Source organism: Humibacillus xanthopallidus (genome assembly GCF_006717145.1).
GTDB lineage: Bacteria > Actinomycetota > Actinomycetes > Actinomycetales > Dermatophilaceae > Humibacillus > Humibacillus xanthopallidus.
The window spans coordinates 430,136-452,728 of record NZ_VFQF01000002.1 but is presented as its reverse complement, the minus strand read 5'-3'; the positions used below and the strand labels follow the sequence as shown (position 1 = coordinate 452,728).

General features: G+C 72.7%; 19 protein-coding genes. 12 read left to right on the top strand and 7 right to left on the bottom strand.

Going from position 1 to position 22,593, the window contains the following annotated elements; translation table 11 throughout:
- Nucleotides 1-37: 37 nt before the first annotated feature.
- Entirely contained in the window at nt 38-289 is a 252-nt protein-coding gene (locus FHX52_RS12970; RefSeq protein ID WP_141822646.1) for a hypothetical protein, read from the bottom strand.
- The gene (locus tag FHX52_RS12965) at nt 282-698 is read right to left on the bottom strand and encodes an ankyrin repeat domain-containing protein (protein WP_141822644.1); all 417 of its coding nucleotides are present in this window, start codon (nt 696-698) and stop codon (nt 282-284) included. The genes FHX52_RS12970 and FHX52_RS12965 overlap by 8 nt, the downstream gene beginning before the upstream one ends.
- A gap of 96 nt (nt 699-794) precedes the next feature.
- Between FHX52_RS12965 and tpx the strand changes: the two genes are divergently transcribed.
- Complete coding sequence (tpx, locus tag FHX52_RS12960; protein WP_141822642.1) at nt 795-1,286, top strand: thiol peroxidase; 492 nt, start codon at nt 795-797, stop codon at nt 1,284-1,286.
- A 50-nt stretch (nt 1,287-1,336) separates the two neighbouring features.
- Here the strand turns inward: tpx and glpK are convergent, their stop codons facing one another.
- Entirely contained in the window at nt 1,337-2,863 is a 1,527-nt protein-coding gene (glpK, locus tag FHX52_RS12955) for a glycerol kinase GlpK (RefSeq protein WP_141822640.1), read from the bottom strand.
- Between the two features lie 69 nt (nt 2,864-2,932).
- Here glpK and FHX52_RS12950 point away from each other — a divergent pair, with 69 nt between their 5' ends.
- From FHX52_RS12950 to FHX52_RS12940, 3 genes are read left to right on the top strand one after another with little or no spacing between them, the layout of a single operon-like run.
- On the top strand, nt 2,933-4,657 hold the full coding sequence (locus tag FHX52_RS12950; RefSeq protein WP_141822638.1) for a glycerol-3-phosphate dehydrogenase/oxidase: 1,725 nt from the start codon (nt 2,933-2,935) through the stop codon (nt 4,655-4,657).
- Nucleotides 4,658-4,676: 19 nt separating this feature from the next.
- On the top strand, nt 4,677-5,957 hold the full coding sequence (locus tag FHX52_RS12945) for a hypothetical protein (RefSeq protein ID WP_141822636.1): 1,281 nt from the start codon (nt 4,677-4,679) through the stop codon (nt 5,955-5,957).
- Nucleotides 5,954-6,901: a carbohydrate kinase family protein gene (locus FHX52_RS12940; protein WP_246069957.1), complete on the top strand. Its 948-nt coding sequence runs from the start codon at nt 5,954-5,956 to the stop codon at nt 6,899-6,901. The genes FHX52_RS12945 and FHX52_RS12940 overlap by 4 nt, the downstream gene beginning before the upstream one ends.
- A gap of 34 nt (nt 6,902-6,935) precedes the next feature.
- On the opposite strand, the gene FHX52_RS12935 is transcribed toward FHX52_RS12940, so the two are convergent.
- Nucleotides 6,936-7,349: a VOC family protein gene (locus FHX52_RS12935; RefSeq protein WP_141822634.1), complete on the bottom strand. Its 414-nt coding sequence runs from the start codon at nt 7,347-7,349 to the stop codon at nt 6,936-6,938.
- A 166-nt stretch (nt 7,350-7,515) separates the two neighbouring features.
- A complete protein-coding gene (locus FHX52_RS12930) occupies nt 7,516-8,388 on the bottom strand; it encodes a DNA-formamidopyrimidine glycosylase family protein (protein WP_141822632.1) in 873 nt (290 codons plus the stop codon).
- A 79-nt stretch (nt 8,389-8,467) separates the two neighbouring features.
- On the opposite strand from FHX52_RS12930, the gene FHX52_RS12925 reads away from it, so the two are divergent.
- Together FHX52_RS12925 and FHX52_RS12920 are read left to right on the top strand one after the other, a co-directional pair.
- Nucleotides 8,468-11,515: a glycosyltransferase gene (locus FHX52_RS12925; RefSeq protein WP_141822630.1), complete on the top strand. Its 3,048-nt coding sequence runs from the start codon at nt 8,468-8,470 to the stop codon at nt 11,513-11,515.
- A gap of 125 nt (nt 11,516-11,640) precedes the next feature.
- Nucleotides 11,641-11,934 (top strand): hypothetical protein, encoded by a 294-nt coding sequence (locus tag FHX52_RS12920; RefSeq protein ID WP_141822628.1) that lies wholly within the window; start codon nt 11,641-11,643, stop codon nt 11,932-11,934.
- Here the strand turns inward: FHX52_RS12920 and FHX52_RS12915 are convergent.
- Both FHX52_RS12915 and FHX52_RS12910 read right to left on the bottom strand, forming a co-directional pair.
- Nucleotides 11,910-13,133: a glycosyltransferase family protein gene (locus FHX52_RS12915; RefSeq protein ID WP_141822626.1), complete on the bottom strand. Its 1,224-nt coding sequence runs from the start codon at nt 13,131-13,133 to the stop codon at nt 11,910-11,912. The genes FHX52_RS12920 and FHX52_RS12915 overlap by 25 nt on opposite strands.
- A gap of 80 nt (nt 13,134-13,213) precedes the next feature.
- Nucleotides 13,214-15,097, bottom strand: a complete 1,884-nt coding sequence (locus FHX52_RS12910) for a glycosyltransferase family protein (RefSeq protein WP_141822624.1) — start codon at nt 15,095-15,097, stop codon at nt 13,214-13,216.
- A gap of 231 nt (nt 15,098-15,328) precedes the next feature.
- Here FHX52_RS12910 and FHX52_RS12905 point away from each other — a divergent pair, with 231 nt between their 5' ends.
- From FHX52_RS12905 to wecB, 6 genes are read left to right on the top strand one after another with little or no spacing between them, the layout of a single operon-like run.
- Entirely contained in the window at nt 15,329-17,077 is a 1,749-nt protein-coding gene (locus FHX52_RS12905) for a glycosyltransferase family 4 protein (protein ID WP_185747270.1), read from the top strand.
- Complete coding sequence (locus FHX52_RS12900; RefSeq protein WP_141822620.1) at nt 17,074-18,024, top strand: ABC transporter permease; 951 nt, start codon at nt 17,074-17,076, stop codon at nt 18,022-18,024. Before FHX52_RS12905 ends, FHX52_RS12900 begins: the two co-directional genes overlap by 4 nt.
- A complete protein-coding gene (locus FHX52_RS12895; RefSeq protein ID WP_141822618.1) occupies nt 18,011-18,835 on the top strand; it encodes an ABC transporter ATP-binding protein in 825 nt (274 codons plus the stop codon). Before FHX52_RS12900 ends, FHX52_RS12895 begins: the two co-directional genes overlap by 14 nt.
- On the top strand, nt 18,832-20,130 hold the full coding sequence (locus FHX52_RS12890; protein WP_141822616.1) for a glycosyltransferase: 1,299 nt from the start codon (nt 18,832-18,834) through the stop codon (nt 20,128-20,130). The genes FHX52_RS12895 and FHX52_RS12890 overlap by 4 nt, the downstream gene beginning before the upstream one ends.
- Nucleotides 20,064-21,404: a UDP-N-acetyl-D-mannosamine dehydrogenase gene (wecC, locus tag FHX52_RS12885; RefSeq protein WP_141822614.1), complete on the top strand. Its 1,341-nt coding sequence runs from the start codon at nt 20,064-20,066 to the stop codon at nt 21,402-21,404. The genes FHX52_RS12890 and wecC overlap by 67 nt, the downstream gene beginning before the upstream one ends.
- A complete protein-coding gene (gene wecB, locus FHX52_RS12880) occupies nt 21,404-22,585 on the top strand; it encodes a non-hydrolyzing UDP-N-acetylglucosamine 2-epimerase (RefSeq protein WP_246069956.1) in 1,182 nt (393 codons plus the stop codon). The genes wecC and wecB overlap by 1 nt, the downstream gene beginning before the upstream one ends.
- Nucleotides 22,586-22,593: the final 8 nt, after the last annotated feature.

The window sequence follows — 22,593 nt, the reverse complement described above, 5'->3', positions numbered from 1 at the left end:
ACCGTCAGCCACCGTCCAACCTTGGGACGGCGGAGCGTCAGCTGCGCTCGAGCCGCTTCTCGAGCAGGTAGGCCGCGACGATGCAGACGACGAGGACCATGGCGGGCGGCAGGAACCGCGCGGCGCCCTCGAGCTGCAGCCAGTCGTAGGGCGCGGTCGTGAACCCGAAGAAGTCGAGCTGCAGGAGGTAGCGCACGATCGGCAGCACGCCGAAGACGAGCCCCACCACCCCGATCATGTTGATGACGAAGCGGGTGCCCGCCCCGGTCGACTGCTGCGGGTCAGCCACGGCGTGCCACCTCCTCGGGCTCGATGAGGTGCTGCTGGCCGAAGAGCTCCGCCGTGGCACGCCCGCTCGGGCTGCCGGCATCGAGGTCTGCGCCGGCCTCGACGAGGAGACGCACGACCTCGTCCTCGCCCTTGAAGAGTGCGCCGGCGACCGGCGACTGGTCACGGGCGTTGCAGCGGTCGACGTCGGCGCCGCGCTCGACGAGGGCGGCCACCGTCTCGGGGTGGCCGTGGTAGGCAGCGAGCATGAGGACGGTGTTGCCTGCCCCGTCGAAGACGTCGACCGGCAGGCCGTGGTCGACGAGGTCGACGAGGTCCTCCGTGCGGCCCTCGCGCGCGAGCTCCATGGCCATCGCGACCACCTGTCGGGTCTGCTCCGGGTCGAGCGGCGGGCCCGTCTGCTCCGTCATGGGGGACAACCTACGCGGAGCACGGGGTGGCGGTGCACCGGCCGCCGTCGACGGACGCGCCGCGCGCCCGCGGCGCCCGGATGCTAGAACCGTTGCATAGCAACCACCCGTCTCGGCGACACCGAGGTCCACACCGTCGGAGAGCTCCCCGCCGTGGGAGACATCGCTCCGGAGTTCACCCTCACGGGCTCTGACCTGCACGACGTGACGCTGCCGCACGGCACTCGCGTGGTGCTCAACATCTTCCCCAGCATCGACACCGGCGTCTGCGCCGCGAGCGTGCGCCGCTTCAACGAGCTCGCCGCCGGCCTCGAGGACACAACGGTCATCTGCGTCTCGGCCGACCTTCCCTTCGCACTGAACCGCTTCTGCGGGGCAGAGGGCATCGACAACGTCCTCGTCACCTCGACGTTCCGCTCGCACTTCGGCGAGGACTACGGGGTCGCGATGAACAACGGCGCCTTCCGCGGGCTGCTCGCGCGCGCGGTCGTCGTCATCGACGCGGAGGGCATCATCACGCACACGCAGGTCGTGCCGACCATCGGCCAGGAGCCCGACTACGACGCCGTGATCGCGGCCCTGGCCTGACCTCCGACACCCGCGCCGAGGCGGCTGGGGTCCGCCGAGCAGGTATGCCGTCAGGCCGTGTCCTCGTCGACCCAGTCGAGGGTGCGCTGCACCGCCTTCTTCCACTGCCGATAGAGCCGCTCCCGCTCGGCCTCGTCCATGCGGGGCGACCACCGGCGGTCCTCACCCCAGTTCTCGGTGATCTCGGCCGTGCTCGACCAGTAGCCGACAGCCAGCCCGGCGGCATACGCAGCGCCGAGCGCCGTCGTCTCCGCGACGAGCGGGCGCACGACGTCGACGCCGAGCAGGTCGGCCTGGAACTGCATGAGCGTCTCGTTGGCGACCATGCCGCCGTCGACCCGCAGCTCGGTGAGCGGCACGCCCGAGTCGGCGTTCATGGCCTCGAGCACCTCGCGGGTCTGGAACGCGGTGGCCTCCAGGGCGGCCCGGGCGATGTGGCCCTTGTTGACGAAGCGCGTCAGCCCGACCAGCGCACCGCGGGCGTCGGAGCGCCAGTGCGGGGCGAAGAGGCCCGAGAAGGCCGGCACGAAGTAGGCGCCGCCGTTGTCGTCGACGGTGGCGGCCAGGGTCTCGACCTCCTTGGCGTCCTTGATGAGGCCGAGGTTGTCGCGCAGCCACTGGACGAGCGACCCGGTGACCGCGATCGATCCCTCGAGCGCATAGACCGGCGGGGCGTCACCGAGCTGGTAGCAGACGGTCGTCAGCAGTCCGTGCGTCGAGTCGATGATGTCGTGCCCGGTGTTGAGCAGCATGAAGTTGCCGGTGCCGTAGGTGTTCTTCGCCGTGCCGACCTCGAGGCACGCCTGCCCGAACGTCGCCGCCTGCTGGTCGCCGAGGATGCCGGCGACCGGCACGTCGATGAGGATGCCGGGCTTGCACGTGCCGTAGACCTCCGACGACGAGCGGATCTCGGGCAGCATCGCGAGCGGCACGCCCATCTCGGCGGCGATCTGCTCGTCCCAGGCAAGGGTGCGCAGGTCCATGAGCAGCGTGCGCGAGGCGTTGGTGACGTCGGTGACGTGGATGCCCCCGTCGTCGGCTCCCCCGGTGAGGTTCCACAGCAGCCAGCTGTCGATGGTGCCGCAGAGCAGCTCGCCGGCCTCGGCCCGCTCGCGCGCCCCCTCGACGTTGTCGAGGATCCAGCGCACCTTCGGCCCCGCGAAGTAGGTGGCGAGCGGCAGCCCGGTGACGGCCTTGAAACGCTCGGGCCCGACCTCTCCGGCCAGCTCGTCGCAGATGGCCTGGGTCCGGGTGTCCTGCCAGACGATGGCGTTGTGGATCGGCTGCCCGGTCGCCCGCTCCCAGACGACGGCGGTCTCGCGCTGGTTGGTGATGCCGACGGCCGCGACGTGGGTCGCGTTGAGGTTGGCCTTGCCGAGCGCGCCGCCGACGACCGCTCGCGTGTTCTGCCAGATCTCGAGCGCGTCGTGCTCGACCCAGCCGGCCCGCGGGAAGATCTGGCGGTGCTCCAGCTGGTCGACGGCCACGACCCGGCCCGCTCGGTCGAAGACCATGGCTCGCGTGCTCGTCGTGCCCTGGTCGATCGAGACGACGTGGCTGCTCTGCGCTGTCGGCATGGCCCCGAACCTATCGAAGGCAGGCGTGGTTAGGGTGGAGCCCTCGGCACAACGGCTGGAGGTTTCCGCATGACGAGTCCGGTCCGCCTGAACGGTGACTACCGCGCCACGGCATGGAAGCGCCTGGCGACGAAGAAGTTCGACGTGCTCGTCGTCGGCGGCGGCGTCACCGGGGCCGGCACGGCACTGGACGCCGCCACCCGCGGGCTCTCCGTGGCCCTCGTCGAGCAGCGCGACTTCGCCTCCGGCACGTCCTCGCGCTCGTCGAAGCTCTTCCACGGCGGCCTGCGCTACCTCGAACAGATGAACTTCGACCTCGTGCGCGAGGCCCTCAAGGAGCGTGAGCTCATGCTCACGCGCATCGCTCCGCACCTCGTGCGACCCGTGTCGTTCCTCTACCCCCTGACCGGCCGGGGCTGGGAGCGTCCTTACGTCACAGCAGGACTCACGCTCTACGACTCCATGGGCGGCGCCCGGTCGACGCCCCGGCACAAGCAGCTGACCCGCACCGGCGCCCTGCGGCTCGCTCCGTCGCTCAAGCGCGACGCCCTGACCGGCGCGCTGCTCTACTACGACGCCCAGGCGGACGACGCCCGCCACACGATGATGACGGTCCGCACGGCCGCGGCATACGGCGCGACGGTGCTCTCCTCCGCCCGCGTCGTCGACCTGCTCCGTGCCGGCGAGCGGGTCGTCGGCGCGGTCGTCGAGGACGTCGAGACCGGCGAGCGCGTCGAGGTGCACTCCTCCGTCGTCATCAACTGCACCGGGGTGTGGACCGACGACATCCAGACGATGGCGGGCGGGCGTGGGCGCTTCCACGTGCAGGCCTCCAAGGGCGTGCACATCGTCGTCGCCCGCGACCGCATCAACTCCGAGACCGGCCTCATCCTGCGCACCGAGAAGTCGGTGCTCTTCGTCATCCCGTGGGGTACCCACTGGATCATCGGCACGACCGACACGGAGTGGGACCTCGACCTCGCGCACCCCGCCGCGACCCGCGCCGACATCGACTACATCCTCGAGCACCTCAACGCAGTGCTCAACGTGCCCCTCACCCACGACGACATCCAGGGCGTCTATGCCGGACTGCGCCCGCTGCTCTCGGGCGAGAGCGAGGACACGAGCCAGCTCTCCCGCGAGCACGCCGTCGCCCGTCCGCAGCCGGGCCTGATCTCGATCGCGGGCGGCAAGTACACGACCTACCGCGTCATGGCGGCCGACGCCGTCGACGCCGCGCGCGAGGACATCGGCGGCGACGTCTCCGACAGCGTCACCGAGTTCATCCCGCTCTCCGGCGCCGAGGGCTACCCCGCCCTCGTCAACCAGGTCGACCGGCTCGCCCGGCACCAGGACCTGCCGGTGTGGCGGATCAACCACCTGCTCCAGCGCTACGGGTCGCTCGTCCACGAGCTCTTCGCGCTCGCCGAGGGCGACCGCAGCCTCTTCGAGCCGCTGCCCGGGGCGGAGGAGTACCTCAAGGTCGAGGTCGTCTACGCCGTGACGCACGAGGGCGCCCTCCACCTCGACGACATCCTCGCCCGCCGCACCCGCATCTCGATCGAGACGCCCCACCGCGGCACCGAGAGCGCCGACGCCGCCGCCCGGCTCGTCGCTCCCATCTTCGGCTGGACCGACGACGACGTGGCCCGGGCAGTCGCCTCCTACCTCGCACGCGTCGAGGCCGAGCTCGAGTCGCAGAAGGAGCTGGCCGACTCCGAGGCCAACGCCGAGCGGCTCAGCGCGCCCGACGCCCGGCGGATCCCGGTCAGCAGGACACCCGAGAGTCCCTGAGGCTTCCTACACTGGTGCGGTGACGACCCGACGGCGCCTCGCCCCGTTCGGCGCGGCCCTGGCCGTGGCCGCGCTGCTGGCCGCAGGCTGCGGCAGCCCCAACCTCGCCGCGCAGTCGCGCCTCGACGGCCACGCGGGAGCCACCCACGGCGCCACCGGGCACCCGACGTCAGCCGGTGACCCTTCAGGCCACGCGTCCGGGCTTTCATCCGGGCAGGCTTCTGGCGCAGGGCAGTCCGGGGCCTCCGGGCACGGGGCTTCGTCCACTCCCAAGGCTGCTCCGGCCGCCCTGCGTCCCGGGGAGTCGCTGCGCAGCGTCGCGGTTCCGGCCCCCTACACCCCGAAGGCACCGAGCGGCGGCACCGATGACTACCGCTGCTTCGTCCTCGACCCGAAGATCGCGCGCGACTCCTTCGTCACCGGCTTCGACATCGCGCCGGGCCAGCCCGCCGAGGTGCACCACGTCATCCTCTACCGGGTGCCGCCCAGCCAGGCCGCTGCCGCTCGCCAGCGAGACGCGGAGACTCCCGGCGACGGCTGGACGTGCTTCGGCGGCACCGGGCTCGGCTCACAGGGCTCGATGCTCGACGACGCACCGTGGGTCGGGGCCTGGGCGCCGGGCGGCACCGAGCGGCTGCTCGACCCCGACATCGGCATCCCGCTGCCGAAGGGCTCGCTGCTCGTCCTGCAGGTGCACTACAACCTGCTGCACGGCGCGACGCCCGACCGCACCGCCGTCGACCTGCGCATCTCGACCAAGGCGCTGACGCCGCTCGACACGATGCTCCTGCCCGCGCCGGTCGAGCTGCCCTGCAGGGCAGGTCACTCGGGCCCGCTCTGCAACCGGGATGCCGCCGTGCTCGACGTCTCAGCACGCTTCGGCGCGAACGCGGGGCGCATGGTCGCGGGGCTCCTGCTGCTCTGCGACGGCACCTTCACGCCCACGCCCGGTGCGACGCAGTCGTGCTCCCGCACGGTGCAGCAGCCGGCGACCGTGCGCACCGTCGCCGGTCACATGCACCGCCTCGGGTCGAGCATCCGCATCGACCTCAACCCCGGCACGCCCAAGGCACGCACCCTGCTCGACACCAAGGTCTGGGACTTCGACAACCAGGGCGCCGTCTCCATCCCGGCCACCGCCATCAAGCCCGGCGACCGCCTGCAGGTGACCTGCACCCACGACCAGGCCTGGCGCGACAAGCTGCCCGAGCTGCGCGGCATACCGGAGCGGTATGTCGTGTGGGGCGAGGGAACGACCGACGAGATGTGCCTCGGCATCCTCGGCGTGACGCGCCCGTGACGACCACGCCGCCCCGGGCCCCCGACGTGCAGACCGACGTGCAGACCGACGTGCTCGTCGTCGGTGGCGCCGGCGTCGACACGATCGTGCGGGTCGAGGCTCTGCCGGTGCCCCTCGCCGACTCGCACGTGGTGCCGCCGATCCGGACGGTCGTCGGACACACCGGCACCGGGGTCGCGCTGGGCTGCCACCACCTCGGGCTCGTCACGCACTTCGTCGACGTCATCGGCGACGACGCCGAGGGTCGGATGGTCACCGAGCGGCTGGCCGCCGAAGGTGTCCGCTTCGACCACGTCGTGCATCCGTCGGGCACCCGGCGGGCGGTCAACCTCGTCGACCCCCAAGGGCGGCGGATGTCGTTCTACGACCCGCGCCACCCCTACGACCTCGAGCCCGACGCCGCGCTGTGGCGCGACGCGGTCGCCGCCGCCCGGCACGTGCACGCGTCGATCATGCCGTGGACGGTGGCAGCGCTGGACGACGCGACCGGGCGCGGCCTGACGACCTCGACCGACCTGCACGACTGGGACGGCAGCAACCCCCACCACCGGCCGTTCGCCCGGGCCGCCGACCTCGTCTTCGTGTCAGGCGCACGCCTCGAGGGGGTCGAGGACGCCGTCGTCGCCGACGTGCTGGACCGGGGACGGGCGCGGGTCGTCATCGTCATGGACGGCGCCCGCGGCAGCCGCGTCACCGTGCGTGAGGGTGGCCGCTTCGCGGTGCCCGCGGTCGACGTGCCCGGACGGCCGGCCGTCGACTCGAACGGCGCGGGCGACGCCTACGTCGCCGGCTTCCTGTCGGCCTGGCTGGCCGGCAGGGGCGCCCGGTCGGCAGCCCTGTCCGGCGCGGTGGCCGGAGCCTGGGCATGCGGCACCGAAGGCACGCACACGAGCTTCGTCAGCCCGGGCGAGCTGGCCGCCGAGCTCGCCCGGCTGCGGGGCTGACCAGAGCCGCGCCGGGCGACAGCAGCGCCGGCAGTCAGGCCGGGGCGCCGGCGATGTTGACCATCCAGCCGACGCCGAACCGGTCGGTCACCATGCCGAACTCATCACCCCACATCTGCTTCTCGAGCGGCACGCTGACGCTGCCGCCCTCGGAGAGCTTGGCGAAGTAGCCGCGGAGGTCGTCGCCGTCGTCGCCGCTCAGGCTGACGCTCATCGTGTCGCCGGGGTTGTGGCTCATGCCCGCCGGGGTGTCGGCCGCCATGATGGTGTAGCCGCTCGGCGTGTTGAGCTGCGCGTGCATGATGCCGTCGGGGGGCGTGCCCTCGGGGGCGCCGAACTCGCCGAACGTGCTGACGTTGAGCTCGCCACCGAAGACGCTCTGGTAGAACTCCATCGCCTCACGGGCGTTGTCGCGGAAGCTGATGTAGGGGTTGAGTCGAGAGGCCATGACGCACTCCTTCGGGGTCGGGGTCTCGAGCGGGACTGGGCGGGACCGAGCGGTCTGCCGGTCTCGACCATCCACACTAGGACGGCCCGCCGACACCGGCACGGTTTTGGCCCGACCCCGTGAGCGCACGACCCCGTGCCCGTCACAGCGCACGACCCCGTGCGGGTCAGCGCACCACCCTGCGGCCGGTCGCCGACCGGCCCTCGGCTCCGAGCGGCCGCTGCGCACGACCGTCGTCGGTCGGCCCGAGGCCGCCCTGGCAGCTCGGGCAGTAGAACATCGTGCGCTCCTGCGGCGGCACCCCGATCGGCGCCACGCGCACCGTCGTGCCGCACCTCCGGCAGGGCCGGCCGCTGCGGGCGTGGACGTAGTGCGCATCGTCGAGCCGGTGGGAACCGGTGCTCGACTGCACAGCGTGGTTCTTGCCGTTGTCGATGAGCCGGTGTGCGCGCGCGACGACCCGTTCGAGCACGGCGCGGTCGAGCCCGTCGGCGAGGGTCCACGGCGGCAGCTTCTCGAGGAAGAGCGTCTCGGCGCACCACATCGTGCCGACGCCCGCGAGGTTGCGCTGGTCGAGCAGGGCCTGCCCGATCGGCACGTGCGCACGGGCGAGGTTGTCGACGGCCTGCGCGGCGTCCCAGTCGGGGCCGAGCACGTCGGGCCCGAGGTGACCCACGAGGTCGCCCTCGCGGCCCGTCGGCACGAGGTCGAGCATGCCGAGCCGGAGGCCGAGGGCGGTCCAGTCGGCCGCGGACACGAGCGCCCGCAGCTGCGGGTTGCGCCGCCAGCGCGCCGCCAGCGCCGGCGTCGCCTCGATGCGCCACTGCCCCTCCATGCGCAGGTGTGAGTGCAGGGTGAGCCCACCCTCGATGCGGTGCAGGACGTGCTTGCCGCGGCTCACGACCTCGATCGTCTCCCGGCCGCTGAGGTCGGCGGTGGAGATCTCCGGCCAGCGCAGGTCGGCCTCGACGATCGGCTTGCCCGCGAGCGCGGCATGGAGCCGCTGCGCGGTGCGCCAGACGGTGTCGCCCTCGGGCACGGCAGGTGACCTCCTCGCGTCCACGTGCTCGTCACGCGGTGTTCTCCGCACTGTAAGCGGTGCCACCTAGCCTCGGCGCGTGCCCGAGCTCACCGTCGTCGTACCCGCGCTCGCCAAGAGCGACCACCTGCGCCGATGCCTCGACAGCCTCGCGGCGCAGACGCTGGCCGCGCACCGCTTCGAGGTCGTCGTCACTCTGGCCGACGACTCGGACGCCCACCGGGCCGAGGTCGCCGCGCGCGTCGCGGTGCAGCTCGACGGGATCTCCTCGGGCCCCGAGGTCGTGCTCGTCGCCGCCGACGGCACCACGCGCGCCGCCGCCCGCAACGCCGCACTCGCCCGCGCCCGCGGCGCCTGGACCACCTTCGTCGCCGAGAAGGACTTCGTCGGCCCCGACTACCTCGAGCTGCTCCTCGCCTCGGCTGCCCCCGACCGGGTGGCGGCGGCGCGCGTCGTCGACGTCGAGCCCGACGGGTCCCTGCCACCGGGGCGTGCGCCGTCCGTCGTCACCGACCTCGAGCTCGCGAGCTCCGTCGGCGCCAAGGTCTATCCGACGAGCTGGCTCCTGGAGACGCCCTTCGTCCCGTCGCTGCGCCACGACGAGGACTCGGTGCTGACGGCGCACCTCTTCGGCACCTTCGAGCGCCAGTTCAGCGGCTACGACCTCACCCCGGCCCGTCGCGGCGCGGCCTACTTCCGCTCGCCGACGCCCACTGGCACCCGTGACCTCGGCTCGCGTCTCGCCGTCGTCGAGCAGCTGCGCACGGCAGAGCCGACCGAGCTCGTCGACTCCCTCGTGCGCCAGCAGCTGGGCCGGGCCCGCTCGCCGTGGGCGGCCCTCACGACACCGCCGCGCATCACCCATCCGCTCGTCGTCGTCGCCGGTGACGCCCGGTCGGTCAACGCGCACGCGGGCGCCCTCCGCCTCCTCACCCAGGCGGGGTATGCCGTCCGCGTCCTCCACCTGCGCGGTCGCCTCGCCGACCCGCTGCGTTCGAGCCACACCACCCACCGTCTCGCCGTGCTGCCTGCTGACCTACCTGCGATCGAGCCCGCGACCGCCTCGGTCGTGAGCCGCCTGCTGCCTGCAGAGCCGGACCGGGACGGGCAGGCCGCGAGGGCAAACCGCGCCGGCCGGGCAGCGCGGCGCCTCACCCGGGAGGGCCTGCGGATCACGCGCCGGCTCGCCCCTGAGGTGTTGCCGGCCCGGGTGGCGGCAGCCGGAGCCGCCCGTACCGACGAGCCGGCCACTGCCCTCCTGCACGGGCCGCGAGAGCTCTTCGTCCTCGACGCCGCGGGTGACCGCGTGGTCGACCGTCTCGCCGGCCGGCGCTCGGGCCGCGGTGAAAGGCCTGGTGACCGGCATCGTGACGGGCGAGGTGATGGGCGAGGCGGGCGACGCTCCCACCGGCGCGACGGCGGGCCGGAGCTCGCCGCCCTCACGCTCGAGGTGGCCGCCAGCCGCACGGGCTTCAGCCGTGCCGAGGCACTCGGCCTGCGTCAGGCCTCGCAGGTGCTGCGTGACGCAGAGGCGACCGGCGACGAACGGTCACCGGCGGCGCTGTGGACCGGGGCGGCATACCGGCTCGTGCGTGCGGGACGCCGGGCCGCGGCCACCCAGCTGCTCGACGACTGCCTGGCCGTGGCGGGCCCGGCCGAGGCAGAGGCTGCCGGCCACGGAGCCCTCGAGGCGCTCATCAGGATCGACGAGGACGGGGCAGCCGCGCCGACCCTGTCGGGCGAGCCGGCCGACGTGCCGGGTGTCGTGGCGACGTGCCTGCGGCACGCTGACGACGCTCTGGCCTCCGGGGACCTCGACCGCGTCACCTTCCTCGCGACCATCGCCCTCGACCTGCTCTTCGCGCGGGTGCTGCACACGGCGGCGCCGAGCTCTCCCATCGTCGCGCGACCGACGAGCTTCCTTGCGCCACTGCGCAGCTCGCAGGTCGGGCAGCTGCTGAGCCCGGTGATCGACCCGCCGCCCGAGCGACAGGCCGCGGCCCGGGAGAGGACCCCCGAGAGGCCCCGAGCGTCGGCGCGACCTCGGGTCACCGTGCTGCCCGGCGCCTACCCGAAGTTCGCGGGCGCGGTCGTTCGCGAGCTCGAGGGTCACGCTGCCGTCGAGGTGCTCGACCTCGCCGCGCGGGACCGCCGCTACGGCAACACTGCCGTCGACCCCGTCACCGTGCGCGAGCGCGTCGCGGCGAGGAGCGCGGGTCGCCCCACGCTCGACGCGGCGACGGCGGCGGTCCTCGACACCGACGTGCTCTTCGTCGACTGGGCCGACAAGGGGCTGTCGCTCGCGACCGAGCACGTGCCCGACCGCACCCGGGTCGTCGTGCGGCTGCACGGGGTCGACACCCTGAGCGCGTGGCTGCACACGGCTCGGTGGGAGCGGGTCGACGACGCGATCTTCCCGAGCGAGCACCTGCGGCTGGCGACCGAGCGAGCCCTGGGCGGGCGGCTCGACGGGGTGCGCCAGCACGTCGTCGCCAACCCGGTCGACGTCGGCCGCTACGCGCTGCCCAAGCTCGAGGGGGCCGAGCACACCCTCGGCATGGTCGGGTGGGGTCAGCAGGTCAAGGACCCGTGCTGGACCCTCGACCTGCTCGAGCGCCTCCGCGCCGAGGACGACCGCTGGCGGCTGCTGCTCGTCGGCACCGACTTCCCGCTGTCGAGCGGCAACGGCGTCGAGAGCCGAGCGGCAGAGCGCTTCCGGTCCCGGCTGCTCTCCGGCGGCACCGGCGGCACCGGCGGCTCCGGCCTCGTCGAGGCCGTCGACTTCGTCGGCTACACCCGGTCGCTGCCCGAGGTGCTGCAGCGGGTGGGTTGGGGGGTCAGCTCGAGCCGCCGCGAGGGCTTTCACATCGGGCTCGTCGAGATGGCGGCCAGCGGCGCCGTTCCCGTCGTGCGCGACTGGCCCGTCTATGCCGAGATCGGTGGCGCGAGGGGACTCTTCCCCGACGACTGGGTGGCGCGCGACGCCGGGAGCGCGGCGGAGCGGGTGCTCGACCTGTCGGGACGCGGCGGGTGGGCTGTGGCCGGAACGGAGGCGGCCGCAGTCGCAGCCGAGCGATTCGCCGGCTCGACGTCGGGCGACCAGCTGCGCCGCATCATCCTCGGCTGACGGCTTGCGCGGTGGGCGTGCCGACGACATCGATGGGTGCCAACGGGTCCGCTGGCCGCAGGCGTACTCTCAAGGGGCATCGCGTCCGCACCACTGAGCGGCCACGGCATACCGGAAGCCGGCTCATGACGAGTGCAGCACCCCGTGACCCGACCCAGCCACAGCGGACAGCGGAGCTGATGGCCCAGGTCGCAGCCGCTCAGACGCGCGTTCGCTCGTTGCGCTGCGGCGCCGTCAACAGAGACCATCTGAATCTCGCCCAGGACGAGCTGCTCGAGGCGATGGAGCGGTATGCCGCGGAGCTGGGGCGGCGGCGACTGCCGAACCCGCGGTGGCTGCGGGACGACCTGCGCCTCTACCGCGAGATCCGGGTGCGCCCGGACCCGTCGGCTGCCTATCGACCCCGCGACGGGTCCTGAGGGGCCGCGCCAGCGACCGGGACCACATGGGCGATGCGCTGGAGCACCTGGGCTGCCGCGGTGGCGTGCTCGACCGGGCTGCGGTGGTCGAGGGGCTGCGCGTCGAGCGCACTCCCCTCCTCGACGATGCCCCACACCGGCGTGCCGCTGCCGCGGTAGTCGCTCCACTTCGAGGGGAGGAAGGGGTTGCGTGCGCCGGGCGGGCTGACCGCGTCGGTCACGAGGAGGCAGTCCATCCGGCGGGTCAGGGCGAGGAAGTCGAGGTAGCCGACGAACGGACGCGCGTGCACCTCGCCGGACAGGCCCCGCCGGGCGACCTCCTTGTCGAGCTCGTCGGGGTCGCTGGTGAAGACGTGCAGCGCGAGCTGCCCGCGGGTCGACGGGGGCAGGAGGCTGATGCCGTCGAGCACGAGCGACAGGCCGCGGTTGGCATAGAAGTTGCCGAAGTAGCCGATGTGCCGGCGCGCGGGGTCGAGGCGCAGCTGCGGGGACGCGGCGGCATAGAGCTCACTCGGCGGCGTGGGGTGCGGTGACACGACGGCCACCTGCTCGACCCGCGCGGCGAGCTGCGGGTCGTGGCAGCCCTCGAGCATGAAGTCGCGCTGGTGCTCATTGGTGAAGATGACCCGGTCGGCCAGGGCGAAGGCCGCGACCTCGCACCACTCGAAAGCGTTGAGGCCAGCAGGCGGACGGAACCCGGCTGCCTCGATGGCGACGCGCAGCCGGCGCAGGGTGCGGTCGTCCTCCGCGGGCGTGGCGCGAGCCCCACCCTGCACGTCGTGCGACAGCGGGTCGGAGAACTCGGCGTCCCAGACGATGTCGGGCCGGCCGAGCTTCACCTCGGCCGCGAGGAAGTGCGACGCCGCGAACTGAGCCCGGCTGTAGAGCGAGGCGTAGGGCCCCTGCTCCGCCTCCCAGCGGGCGACCTCGGCGAGGCCGAGCCGCTGGAAGTCGCCGATCGAGCTCCACGAGCTGAACGCCGTGCGCGACGGCACCGCGGCCCACCGACGCACGAGACCTCCGCAGAGCCGCACGAGCCCGGGGTCACGGCTGCGGATCGCGTCCATCGCGTTGAAGACGACGTCGACGGGCTCCCCGTGCTCGGCCACGCGCTTGGCAGCGACGATCGCGGCCGTGTCGGAGTACGGCGGGAAGCAGTAGGACGCGACGAGGCGTCGGGCGGGCGGTGGGGCGCTCACGGTGGTCACGGTGCTCCCGGGCAGGTGGTCGGACGGGCGGAGGGTGGGGTGGTGAGGTGGGGTGTGACGTGGACAGCAGGTCAGACGGTGACGTGCTCGACGGGATCGCCGTGGAAGACGAGCGACCCCCGCCGGGCCAGCAGCTCGAGGTCCGAGACGGGCCAGGTGTGGCCGTCGGGCGTGGCCGCCCGCATCGAGACGAAGTTGAAGCGATCGGTGGAGTAGACGCGGCCACCGTCGCGCCGCACCTTCTCGAGGAAGGTCGTGTCGACCCGCCGGGGCAGGTCCTCGAAGCGCACCTGCCGAGCGATCTCACGGGGCACGACGATGGTGCCGCCCTGCACGAGGTCGACGTAGCGGTGCTCCGCGTCGGGGAAGCGCAGCAGGGTGGCGCCCGTCGAGCGCAGGTGCGCGTAGTGCGCCCACTTGCCGACGACGCTCGCCTCCGAGTAGTCGAAGGCGCGCACGAGGTCGCGCAGGAAGTGCTCGGCGTAGTGGTTGTCGTCGTCCATCTTCGCGACGAAGCGACCCGAAGCCGCATCCACACCGGCATTCATGCAGGCCCCGAGGGTCCCCTGCCGGGGTGTTGCGACGATGACGGCGCTCAGACCCAGGTCGCGCGCCCTCGCCCGCACCTGCCGCTCGTCGACCTCGAAGCCGTGCGTGACGAGGACGAGCTCGAGCTGCGGGTGTGACTGTGCCGCAAGGAAGTCGAGGACGTGGTCGACCTGGTCGGGGCGCATCGAGGGCACGACCGCCGAGACGGAGCAGTCCCGCTCGGTCGTAGGGATCCCGACCGAGCCGAGCACCGCGGCGACCCGGTGCTCGTAGCGGTGCTCGTCGAGCACGCGGCGGTGGGCGCGCAGGGCGAGACGGTCGCGGTACTCCGGGTGCTGCAGGAGGGCACGCAGCTCGAGCTCCGTCTGCTCCGTCGAGGCGCTCACCCGCACGGTGTCACCGAAGAACGGCTCGATCGCCGCGGACGGTGCGGAGAGAACGGCCGTCTGTGCCGCGGCGAGCTCGAAGAGCCGACGCGCACACATCGTCGTGGACGAGACGACCGAGTTGACGTTGAGGAAGACGCGGTACGAGGTGTAGGCGCCGAGCAGGCGCTCGTAGGGCAGGCTGCCGACGACGGCTCGCGCGTAGGCACCGGGGAACTGGTAGCGCTTGTCCCCACCTGCCATGCGCGACCAGATCTCGAGGCCGAGCGGCAGCGCCGGCTCCAGGACCGTCGCCATCTGGTCGCGCCGCTCGTCGTGCTTGTCGGCGAAGTACGTTCCGGCGAACGCGACGTCGCGCACCCGGCCCGGGCCCCGGCGGATCGGGTTGTGGATGCGCGGCTGGGCACCGAAGGGCAGCAGCGCGATCCGGTCGTGGCCGAGGTCGCGCCGGTAGTCCTCGATGCGGCCCGCGTCGACGGTGAAGACCTGGTCGAAGAGGCGGGCCGTCGGGAGGAAGGCGTCGTAGTTCGGCGGGTCCTCCTTGTTCCAGAACACCGTCGGTATGCCGTGCTGCCGGCACCACGCCACGAGCTCGGTGAGTGCCACCGACGGCGCGCCCTCCCCCGTCATGGCGAGGCGCCAGGCGCCACCGTTGCCGTTCCATGCGGACTCGACGAAGAGGAGGTCGACCGGCCGCGAGTGCAGGGTCTGCTGCCAGGTCGACGGCTCGACCGCGACCTGCTCCCACTCGTAGCGCAGCGCGAGGGCCGAGAAGTCGTCGAGGATCACCGCGGCCGTGACCCCGGGTCGATTGACCGGGCCCCCGGGGATGTCGGGTCGCGGCACGTCGACGCGGTTGCGACGACGCGGTGGCGCAGGCAGGCGCCGACCGAGCTCGACGCGCACCTTGCGCGGGAGCGCCTGTCGCGCAACGGGATCGCTGGCAGCGCGGCTCAGCGCACTCCTCGCCCTCGCGAGGTCGCGGGTCAGCGGACCGTCGGTCCACGCAGACTTTGGCATCTGTTCGGCTCTCGTTCGATCGGCACGGGTCTGGCGTTACGCGAGTCACCCGACGCTGGTGACGTGACCCCCAGACGCGGCGCCAGTGTGGCAATGGATGTTGAACGCGAGGCAAACTCGCGGCCACCGGCCACCGACCTCCCGGCGGGGCTCCGGGTGCTCCGCAATGCGCCAACAGCCCTGTCCACGTTGGCGATTCATCTCGTACGCAATCCCTGGCAGGCCGCCTGGGTGTGTGGACGCCTGCTGCCGCGCCCTGCCCTGACGGCTGCCGCCGACCTGGCCGGCGCGACCGCCCTCGGGATCGTCCTGACCGCCGCCTCCGGTCGTCGAGATGCCGCGAGCTGCCTCCTGGCCGTCCGCGTCGGCACGACGAGGGGCCGGGCACGCGAGCGCGCCCTGGCCGCAGGGGCGGCAACCGGGCTGGGCACCGGAGTGGGCACAGGAGTCGGGAACGGAATGGGCGCGGTGGAGGGCGAGCACCCGACGGCTCGGACGGCATACGTCCTCGAGACTCGCGGCCACCTGCTGGAGGCTCGGGCGCTCCTCGCCGCCCACTCCGGGCCGCTCGTGCGACGGCACCGGCGCTGGCTCGACGGGCAGACCGCCGTGCTGCGCGGCTCCGCGCTCGAGCCGCTGACGGCGCCGCGGCAGGGGCGATCGAGGGTGGGTCAGAGGACTTCTGTCCTCCACGTCGTGACGAACGCGCTGCCGGACGTGCAGGCGGGCTACACGATCCGCACGCACGGCATCCTCACGGCGCAGCAGGCTTCCGGATACCGCGTGGCCGCCATGACCCCGCCGGGCCACCCCGTGACCAGGGGCCGGATCGCCGCGCAGGACAAGGTGACTCGCGACGGCGTCGACTACCTCCGGTCGCTCCGACCCCTGGTTGACGTGACTCCCGGCGCTCCCGACCGCTCGCTCGTCGCGCACGCCGAGGCGGTGGCCCTGCAGGCGACCGCTGTCGGGGCCGAGGTCATCCACGCCCACAGCAACCACCTCAACGCGCAGGCTGCCCTCATCGCCGGCCGCCGGCTCGACCTGCCTGTCGTCTACGAGGTGCGGGGCTTCCTCGAGGAGACGTGGCGGTCACGAGGCGGAGACCCGACGAGCGACTTCTACCGCTGGACCCGGGCCACGGAGACCCGCTGCATGGAGCTCGCCTCGGCAGTCGTCACCCTCTCCGAGGGGATGCGCGACGAGATCGTGGGCCGCGGCATCGAGCCACACCGGGTGCATGTCGTCGGCAACTGCGTCGACGACCGCCTGGTCACCGAGACGCCCGACGGTGCGAGCGCCCGACGCGACCTCGGGATCCCGGATGACGCCGTCGTTGTCGGCACGGTCTCCACGCTGAACGCCTACGAGGGCATCGACCAGCTCGTGGCGGTCGCGGCGCTCGTCGACGACCCCACCGTCGTCGTGCTCGTCGTCGGGGACGGTCCCGAGCTCGACCGGCTCCGCACAGCAGCAGATCGTCTGCAGGACAAGGGCGTTCGCACGCGCGTCGTGCTCCCGGGCCGTCTGCCGCGAGCCGGCGCCCTCGCGGCCCAGGCCGCGATCGACATCTTCTGCGTGCCGCGCCGGCCGACGTCCGTGACCGCGCTCGTGCCTCCCCTCAAGCCGGTCGAGGCCATGGCCCTCGGTCGACCCGTCGTCGCGAGCAACCTGCCGCCCCTGGCCGAGCTCCTCGGCGGTACGGCCGCGGACGCCAGTCGTGCGCTTGCGCAAGGCGCCCCCCGTGGCGTGCTCGTGCCGGTCGGCGACCTCGCGGCCCTCGCCGCGACCATCGTCGACCTCGCAGGCGACCCGGCGCGCCGGGAAGCGCTCGGCCGGGCCGGGCGCGCTCACGTCGCCGCCCGGCGCACGTGGGCGGCCGCCGCACGCACCTACGCCGGCATCTACGCCTCCCTCGACGAGGGCGCGACCACCGGCGCCACACCTGCCGAGCACCGCGCCGTCCGGCTGGCCTCATGAGCAGCCCGTCGACCGAGACCCTGTCGCTGACGGAGCCACCCGCAGGCGCGCCCGCGAGCGACGCGGCCACCGGACGGCATACCCCCAGCCCGCTCTCACCCGAGGAGTGCGCCGAGTTGGCGCGGTCCGCGGGCCTCTCCGAGCTGGGTGTGCGCCCCCACCGACGGCACTACCTGCGCGAGATCTGGGAATTCCGGCACCTCGTGTGGCACCTGTCGTCGGCCCAGGCCTACGCGACGAACCAGAACAACCACCTCGGGCAGCTGTGGGCGGTCATCAACCCGTTGCTGCTCGTCGGCTCCTACTACCTCATCTTCGGCGTGCTCCTCAAGACCCGCGGCGGCACCGAGAACTACATCGCCTTCCTCACCGTCGGCATCTTCGTCTTCGGCTACTCCGCCTCGGCGATCATCGCCGGGGCCCGCGCCGTGACCGCCAACATCGGCCTCGTCCGCGCGCTGCGCTTCCCCCGGGCGATCCTGCCGATGTCGGTGACCCTCACCCAGCTCCTCGTCACCCTGCCGGCCTTCGGAGTGCTGCTCGTCATGATCCCCCTGACGGGAGAGCCGTTCTCGTGGCACTGGCTGCTCTTCGGGCCCGCCCTCGTGCTCCAGACCGCGATCAACCTCGGCATCGCGTTCTTCCTCGCCCGCATCGTCAACGCCGCGCGTGACACGGCCAACCTCGTGCCTGTCGTCATCCGGCTCGCCCGCTACGTCTCGGGCGTCTTCTTCAGCATCACCCACTACGCCGGCCACGGGATCGTCAGCATGCTGCTGCTCTACCAGCCGCTCGCGGTGACGATGACGATCGGCCGCGAGGCCCTCATGGACCAGTACCCGCTCACGTGGTCGAGCTGGGCGGCCGCCGGCATCTGGGCGGTCGTGCTCGGGGCCGGGGGCCTCGTCTTCTTCTGGCGTGGGGAGGGTCGCTATGGAAGCGACTGAGACAGTGCGTGATCGCGACCGGACCGGTGCGCGCGAGGCGACGCCGAGCGTCATCTGCTCGGAGCTCGACATCGTCTACACGGTCTTCGGCGCGCGGAAGAAGGCGACGACCACGGAGGGCGAGCAACCGTGGCTCGAGCGCATCCTGCGCCAGCGGCGGCAGGTCGATGTCGGCAACGTGCGCAAGGTGCATGCCGTCAAGGGAGTCTCCTTCGTCGTGCGCCACGGCGAGGCAGTCGGCATCATCGGCCGCAACGGGTCGGGCAAGAGCACGCTGCTGCGCGCGATCGCCGGGCTCATCCCCCCGAGTGGTGGGCGTGCTTGGGCCGCAGGCCGGCCCGCGCTCCTCGGCGTCAACGCCGTGTTGCTCACCGGGCTCACCGGCTCGCGCAACGTCATGATCGGCGGGCTGGCGCTGGGGCTCTCGCCTCGCGAGGTGCGCGAGCGCTACGACGACATCGTGGAGTTCTCCGGCATCGGCGACTTCGTCGACCTGCCGATGAGCGCCTACTCGTCAGGCATGGGGGCGCGCCTGCGCTTCGCCATCTCGACCGCCGCCGCACCCGACATCCTCATGATCGACGAAGCCCTGGCGACCGGCGACGCGGAGTTCCAGACCCGCAGCCGCGAGCGCATTGCCGAGATCCGCGAGCAGGCCGGCACGGTCTTCCTCGTGAGCCACTCCAACGCCGCGATCCGCGAGTCGTGCGACCGCGTGCTCTGGATGGACCAGGGACGGCTCATCATGGACGGACCCACCGAGGACGTCGTCGCCGCCTACGAGGCGAGCCACCGCAAGGGCGGCCGATGAGCGCGCGCCCCGGAGGCCAGCCCGACCGGGCGCTCGTCATGACGGTCGTCCACCACCCCGAGGACGCCCGCATCCGGCACCGCGAGATCGGCTCGCTCCTCGAGGCCGGCTTCGAGGTGACGTATGCCGCCCCCTTCGGCGCGCACGATCTCCCCCTCCCAGACGTCGCCGGTCTCCGGCCCGTCGACCTGCCGCACGCGAGCGGGCGCACCCGAAAGGAGGCGATGCAGGCGGCGCGAGCACTCCTGCGCACCCGAGGGGTGGACCACGACGTCGTCATCGTCCACGACCCCGAGCTGCTCGTCGCGGCGCTCGGCCTGGGGCTGCGCAACCTACTGTGGGACGTCCACGAGGACACCGTCGCCTCGATCGAGACCAAGGACTGGGTGCCGGCGCGCGCACGCCGGCCGATGATGGCCGCAGCCCGCGCCCTCGAGCGCCACGCGGAGCGCCACCACGAGCTCATCCTCGCCGAGCACGCCTATGCCGAACGCTTCGCCGGTGAGCACCTCGTCGTGCCCAACACCGTGCGCGTGCCAGAGACGGTGGCCCGGCCGGGTTGCCACCGCGCGGTCTACCTCGGCTCGGTGACGATGCCCCGCGGCGCTGCGACCCTCGTGCAGACCGGCCGGCGGCTCACGGTCGAGCGCAAGGGCCGGATCACGGTCGAGGTCATCGGGCCGGCCCGCGACACCCGCACGGCAGAGGCCCTGGCGTGGGCCGTGAAGAGCGGCCACCTGCGCCACCACGGCTTCGTGCCGAGCGACATCGCACTGCCGATGCTCGACGGGGCCCTCGCCGGGCTCTCGCTCCTCGAGGACCGCCCCAACTACCGGCACTCGATGCCGACGAAGGTCATCGAGTACATGGCCCACGGCATCCCGGTCATCACGACCCCGCTGCCCCTGGCGCGCGACATCGTGACGCGGGCCGGATGCGGCATCGTCGTGCCCTTCGGCGACGCCGCCGCGACGGCGGCAGCGCTCATCGAGCTCGCGGCCGACCCCGAGCGGAGAGCCGCCCTCGGCCGTGCCGGGCACCGCTACGCCCGCGAGCACCACGACTGGAACGCCGTCGGCCACGAGTTCGTGACGCACGTCCGCGCCCTCGCCCGGCGGGGCCGACCCGCTGAGGGCGAGCCTGCGCTGCCGGGGCCGAGCGCGAGCTCCGATGCACACCACCCGCCCTCCGGCCCGGAGGGCCCACGACCAACCACGGGAGAAGCACCATGTTCGACGACGGAATCGCCGTCATCGGTCTCGGTTACATCGGCCTACCGACCTGCGCCGCGCTGACCGGACGCGGCCTGCGGGTCGTCGGGGTCGACGTCAACGCGCGCACCGTCGCCGAGATCAACGCGGGGCGCGTGCCGATCGTCGAGCCCAACCTCGACGAGGCGATCCTCGAGGCGGTCGAGCGCGGGCTGCTCACCGCGACGACGGAGATGCCGCACGCCTCGGTCTATCTCATCGCCGTGCCGACCCCCTTCCGAGGCGACCACGAGCCCGACCTCCGCCACGTGCGGGCGGCCACGGAGGCCATCGCTCCCCAGCTGCGCGGCGGTGAGGTCGTCATCCTCGAGTCGACATCGCCCCCCGGGACGACCGAGCGGATCTCGGAGTGGATCTCGGACCTGCGGCCCGACCTCAAGCTGCCGCACATGGGCGGCATCCCCGACGTGCACCTGGCGCACTGCCCGGAGCGGGTGCTGCCGGGACGCATCATGGTCGAGATCTTCACGAACGACCGCGTCGTCGGCGGCTTGACGCCCGAGTGCGCCGAGCGCGCCGCCGAGCTCTACCGCACCTTCGTCGCCGGCGAGATCGTGCTCACCGACGCCACGTCGGCGGAGATGGCGAAGCTGACCGAGAACGCCTTCCGCGACGTCAACATCGCCTTCGCCAACGAGCTCGCGGAGATCTGCGACCACCTCGAGGTCGACGTGTGGGAGGTCATCTCGATGGCCAACCACCACCCCCGGGTCAACATCCTGCAGCCCGGCCCGGGCGTCGGCGGCCACTGCATCGCCGTCGATCCCTGGTTCATCGTGTCGGCGGCGCCCGAGCAGGCCCGGCTCATCCGGGCGGCCCGCGAGACGAACGACGCCCGGCCGAGAACGGTGCTCACGAAGGTGGCCGAAGCGGTTGCGGCCTCGGGACACAGCGGCGGCTTCGGTGACAGCTTCAGTGACAGCGGTGGTGACAGCGACAGTGCCGGCGCTGGTGACAGCGACGGAGTGGGCGTGACGATCGCGTGCCTCGGGCTGGCCTTCAAGGCCGACATCGACGACCTGCGCGAGTCGCCCGCCCTCGCGATCACCGAGACGCTCGCGGCCGAGCACCCGGACGCCCGGATCCTCGCCGTCGAGCCGCACGTGTCGCGCCTGCCGGCGACCCTCGCCGCCCTGCCGAACGTCGAGCTCGTCTCGACGCAGGAGGCCCTGCGCGAGGCGCAGGTCGTCGTGCTCCTCGTCGACCACGCCGCCTTCCGCGCCATCAGCCTGGGAGAGCTGCGCGGGCGTCAGCTCGTCGACACCCGCGGCATCTGGCGCAGAGAGGCGGTGGCCTGATGACAGCGCGTCCCCGGGTCATGACCGTCTACGGGACCCGTCCCGAGGCGATCAAGATGGCCCCCCTCGTCGCCGCCCTCGAGGCAGATGACCGCCTCGAGCCGGTCGTGGCCGTCACCGGTCAGCACCGCGAGATGCTCGATCAGGTCAACGCCCTCTTCGGCATCCGCCCGGCCCACGACCTCGACCTGATGACGCCCGGCGCGTCCCTCGCCGAGATCACCGCCCGCACGGTCCTGGCCACCTCCGAGCTGCTGCGCGCGGACCGCCCCGAAGTCGTCGTCGTGCAGGGCGACACGACGACAGTGCTCGCGACGAGCCTCGCCGCGTTCTACGAGCGGATCCCCGTCGTCCACCTCGAGGCCGGGCTGCGCACCGGCGACATCCGGTCACCCTTCCCCGAGGAGGCCAACCGCCGCCTCACCGCGCCGCTCGCCGACCTGCACCTGGCCCCGACCGCGACGTCCAGGGCGAACCTCCTGCGCGAGTCGATCCCCGGCAGTCGCGTGCCGGTCACCGGCAACACCGTCATCGATGCGCTGCGGTGGACGACCGCCCAGCCGGTCGAGTTCACCGACCCTGCGGTCGCGGCCTTCTTCGACGGGCCTTCGGCGCCTCGCGACCTGCTGCTCGTCACCTCCCACCGACGCGAGTCGTGGGGCGCGCCGATGGTCGCCACCATGACGGCCGTCCGCGACCTCGCCGTCGCGCGCCCCGACCTGCAGGTGCTGCTGCCCATGCATCGCAACCCCGTCGTGCGTGAGGTCATCGAGCCGCTCCTCGGTCACCTCGACAACGTGCTGCTCACGGAGCCGCTCGACTACCACCAGTTCGCCCACGCCCTGGCGCGGGCCACCGTCGTGCTCACGGACTCCGGTGGCGTGCAGGAGGAGGCCCCCAGCCTCGGCAAGCCGGTGCTCGTCATGCGGGACACGACCGAGCGCCCCGAGGCGGTCGAGGCGGGCACGGTGCGGCTCGTCGGCACCGACGGCGCGACCATCCGCCGGGCCGTCGACGAGCTGCTCGACGACCCGCTCGCCTACGCGGAGATGGCCGGGGCCGTGAACCCCTACGGCGACGGTCGCGCTGCCGAGCGCTGCGTCGCCGCCATCGCCGAGCTGCTCGGGGTCGGTGAGCGGGCAGCGGACTTCGCGCCCGCCCCCGACCTCGTGAGCGTGTGAGCGGACCG